Annotated in this window: 3 protein-coding genes; all 3 read right to left on the minus strand. The window is 47.1% G+C overall.

Translation table 11 applies throughout. The features are described from left to right. Positions 1 to 600 (minus strand): IS607 family transposase (locus tag L1N85_RS26590; protein ID WP_235242031.1); only part of this gene is annotated, 600 nt, incomplete at its 3' end. A gap of 80 nt (positions 601 to 680) precedes the next feature. Then, a complete protein-coding gene (locus L1N85_RS26595) occupies positions 681 to 977 on the minus strand; it encodes an antibiotic biosynthesis monooxygenase family protein (RefSeq protein ID WP_235242032.1) in 297 nt (98 codons plus the stop codon). 509 nt (positions 978 to 1486) lie between these two features. Further along, a complete protein-coding gene (locus L1N85_RS26600) occupies positions 1487 to 3649 on the minus strand; it encodes a transglycosylase domain-containing protein (RefSeq protein ID WP_235242033.1) in 2163 nt (720 codons plus the stop codon). Positions 3650 to 3873 lie beyond the last annotated feature (224 nt).

Raw genomic sequence — 3873 nt, forward strand, 5'->3', positions numbered from 1 at the left:
ATCTTCCATCAACTCCTTTATTATTTTCTTTGCTTTGTTTGCCCGTTTGCCTTGCAACCGACAACTGAATACGGTTACGATTTGAATCAAGTCTTCTACCAATTCTTGTTCTTCCGCTTTCTCTGTATGGTCGATAATTTCTATCGAGGTTCCAAACTGGCTGCACAAGTTTTCCATGAGTTCAAAACCAAATCGAAGCAACCTGTCCTTGTACAAAACAACGACCTTTTCGACGCGGGAAGAAACGACAAGTTCCAATAGCTGGTTCAGACCTTTTTTGTTGTAATTGATGCCGCTGCCAATATCGGAAATCATCTCAAAAGAGTATCCTTTGGCAAGCATGTACATTTTGATGTTTTCAATCTGTCGCTCAAGATCATCTTTCTGTTTTGGACTGGATACGCGGGCATAACCCACGATCATTCTTTGAGCTGGTTCTTTCTTGCGCAGAAGCTCGTTTAGCTGTGTCTGGGAGTAATACCTGTATCCACTATCGCTGACATGATGAGGCTTCAGTTTTCCTAGCTTGTCCCAGTTCCTTAATGTTTGTTGGGTGACTCCGACCATCTTGGCAAAATCACCAATTCCGTATAGTTTCATTCCATCACCTCTATAACATTAGAACATTTTTTATAGAGATTATAGAAATTTAATAGATATTCACTATCTGTTAATCACCTCTAATCAAGCTCCACATTCGTATAATGCTCCACAACCGGAAACGGGTCGTAAAATTGATGCAGCAGGCTTTTCCACTTCAAATACTCCACCGAGCCGCGAAAGCCCTCCGTATGGTCCTCCAGCGTTTCCCATCTTACGAGCAATATATATTTGTTAGCTTCCTCCATGCACGACTGCAATTCATGGTTTACGTAACCCTTCATTTTAGATATAATCGTCGAGGCTTGTTTGAAATTTTGCTCAAACGATTCTGACAAGCCCGGCTTTACTTGCAGCATCGCTACTTCCAATATCATATTACCCGCCCCTCTAGTAAAGGATAGCACAAACGAACAGTCCAAAAAACAGCATTCGCAAGAAAAAGCCGGATTCTAGGCCGACTTCCTTCGTCTATCAATCAAAAATAATCGAATTCCAAAATAGATTGCGCCTATGACCAGGCTAGCGCCTGCGATAAACGGTTCGCTATAGTGATGAACTACACCGAAGGAAACCTTTTCCTGCAAATAGTCCACGCTTGCATAGCTGTTCACAAGATCAGGAACATGCGTCTCCGTGAGCAAATAACCTCGAACGACCTGCCGACCGATGACGGATTGCAGCAAGCAAGGAAACGATTATGGATTCAATGAACAATCTGATTTTCATGATTTACCTCCTTTTTCCAAGACTATCCCTCTTCCATCAATACCTTTCATTTAAACATATTTAGAAAAAAATTCAAGCCTATTAAAAGAGAAGAAGCACGTTCCTTCTTCTCCATCCTATGTTCTATAAATATATACTAAAGATTACTTATAGCGAGTTAGTCATTATCATCGTCATCGTCATCGTCATCATTGTCATCGTCCCGGTCTCTTCCGCGATCTCTATCCCTCTCTCTCTTTTTGTCTTCCTTTTCTCTTTCCTTACGCTCTTTTCGCTCCTCTCGTTCTTTCTTCCATTCACTTTCCTTATCTCCATTATCGTCTTCATCGTCGTTATCATTATTGTTATCGTTATTGTTATCGTTATCGTTATCGTTATCGTTATCATCATCTGAATGATCGTTATTGTTTTCTTTATTTTTCTTTTTTTCAAAAATAGAAGTCCCGGCAGGGAACGGCATAACCGGCTCGCCCTGCAATGCCTCCTCAAAAACTGCCTTCAGCACGACCGCAGCCGCTTTGGAGCTCGTCGTCAAATAATGCTCGCTATCGCTTTGATCGTAACCTAGCCATACCGTCCCAACGAGCTGAGGAGTATAGCCCACGAACCAATTGTCCTTTGCCCCGTAACCCGAAGTTCCAGGCATTTGCGTCGTTCCCGATTTCCCTGCAAACGGCCGGCCGGCAAGCTCCGCTGCTTCGCCAGTACCTTCCCGAATAACGCCCTGCAGCATGGCAGTCATCGTATGGGCAATCGCGGGCTCTGTTACCTGCTTTCCAGCCCCGGCTTTGTATTCCGCCAGCACTTCACCATCCGCGGATTCAATGCGCGTGATTGCATGTGCCTTCATCTGAATGCCGTTATTGGCGAATACGCCGAAGGCCTCAGCCATATGAAGCGGCGATACCCCTTCATGAAGCCCGCCAAGCGCCAGCCCGAGATTTCGGTCGCCATCGCTTAAGGGGAGTCCGAAACGAGCAGCGGCATCGATTCCTTTATCTATTCCCATTTCGTTAAGCAATTTTACGGCCGGTATATTGTAAGAGTTAATGAGCGCTTCATAAAGGGTCACTTCGCCGTGAAAACGGCCATCCGCATTACGCGGCTCGTAGCCGCCTATGTTGATCGGCTCATCCAGCAGCTTATCCATCGGCTGATAACCTTGTTCGAGCGCAGGAGTATAGACAACAACAGGCTTAATCGTCGATCCTGGCTGTCGCTTAAGCTGCGTCGCGCGGTTAAAGCCGCGGAACGGCTGCTCGCCTCTGCCTCCTACTAGCGCGCGAATACCGCCGTCCCGCGGGTCGACTAGGACGGAACCGCTTTGTATCAGTTGATCTGCCGCGCTTTGCGGAAACAGTTCTTCCTTGGCATACACCTTCTCGGCAGCTTGCTGCATGCCCGTATCGAGCTCCGTGTAGATGCGAAGTCCGCCCTGCAGCACCTCATTTTCCGTTAAGCCGTATAACGTCATAGCCTCGCGAATGATCTGGTCGACGTAATAGGGATAGTGAATGTCATTCACGCGGTTAGGCTTGGAGCTAAGCAGTTTGATAGGCTCTTGTAACGCTTGAGCGTATACTTCACCGGTTATTTGCTGCTGCTCCTTCATTAGCTGCAGCACAACATCCCTTCTCGCCTTCGCTTTCTCCAAATGCTTATATGGCGTAAGAGCCGAAGGCGCCTTAATTAGTCCCGCGAGCAAAGCAGCCTCCGCTACTGTCAGCTCCTTTGCTTCTTTTCCGAAATAGGTGTAAGCCGCTCTCTTAATCCCCCAGGCTCCCTCGCCATAATAAATCTGATTCAAGTACATTTCCATGATGTCCTGCTTGCCATAGCTCTCTTCGATCTTCTTCGCTAAGAGCACCTCGTCCCATTTACGCGACCAAGTCCTTTCATGCGATAAAAAAACATTTTTGGCAAGCTGCTGCGTAATCGTGCTCCCGCCCTGAACGGTCCCGCCAGCTGAAAAGTTGGCAACCAGAGCCCGCCCGATAGCCCGCATATCCATCCCGTCATGCTCGAAGTAGCGCTTATCCTCTACAGCGACGACCGCGTCAATCATATGGCCCGGAATGTCCGCATACCCGATTTCCTCGATCTTGTTAAAGGAAATCCGGGTAGCCTCTTTCCCGTTCCGGTCATATAGTACGGTTGCTGCCGGGAGCGGCGCATCAAGCAGCGCAATATCCTGCGCATTCACCATCAGGCGGAACGTCCCCCACCCGCCGAGCAGCATTACTGCAGCCATAGCGGCAGCAAAAATTAGTATATGCTTCGTTCTTATTCTTTTCCATTTTAAACGTTTCTTTTTCCGCATCTTTATTCCCCCATAATCCCGCGCATTTCTTTCGTTATAGCATTCGCAGCAGACTCCGTTTTTTAGTGCGTAAGGCTCAAAGTGATCGAGCGGGCATGCAAAAAAAGCCAGAAAGCAGCAGCCTGCTCCCTAGTACCTAATCAATCCTTAAACTGTGGGTAAAGGCGTTTTAGTTTGATTCTTGCTTCATTGGTGGTAAACTGCCAGTCAACACCTTTCTGGGA

Origin of the sequence: Paenibacillus alkaliterrae (assembly GCF_021532375.1) — a bacterium.
GTDB classification, from domain to species: domain Bacteria; phylum Bacillota; class Bacilli; order Paenibacillales; family Paenibacillaceae; genus Pristimantibacillus; species Pristimantibacillus alkaliterrae.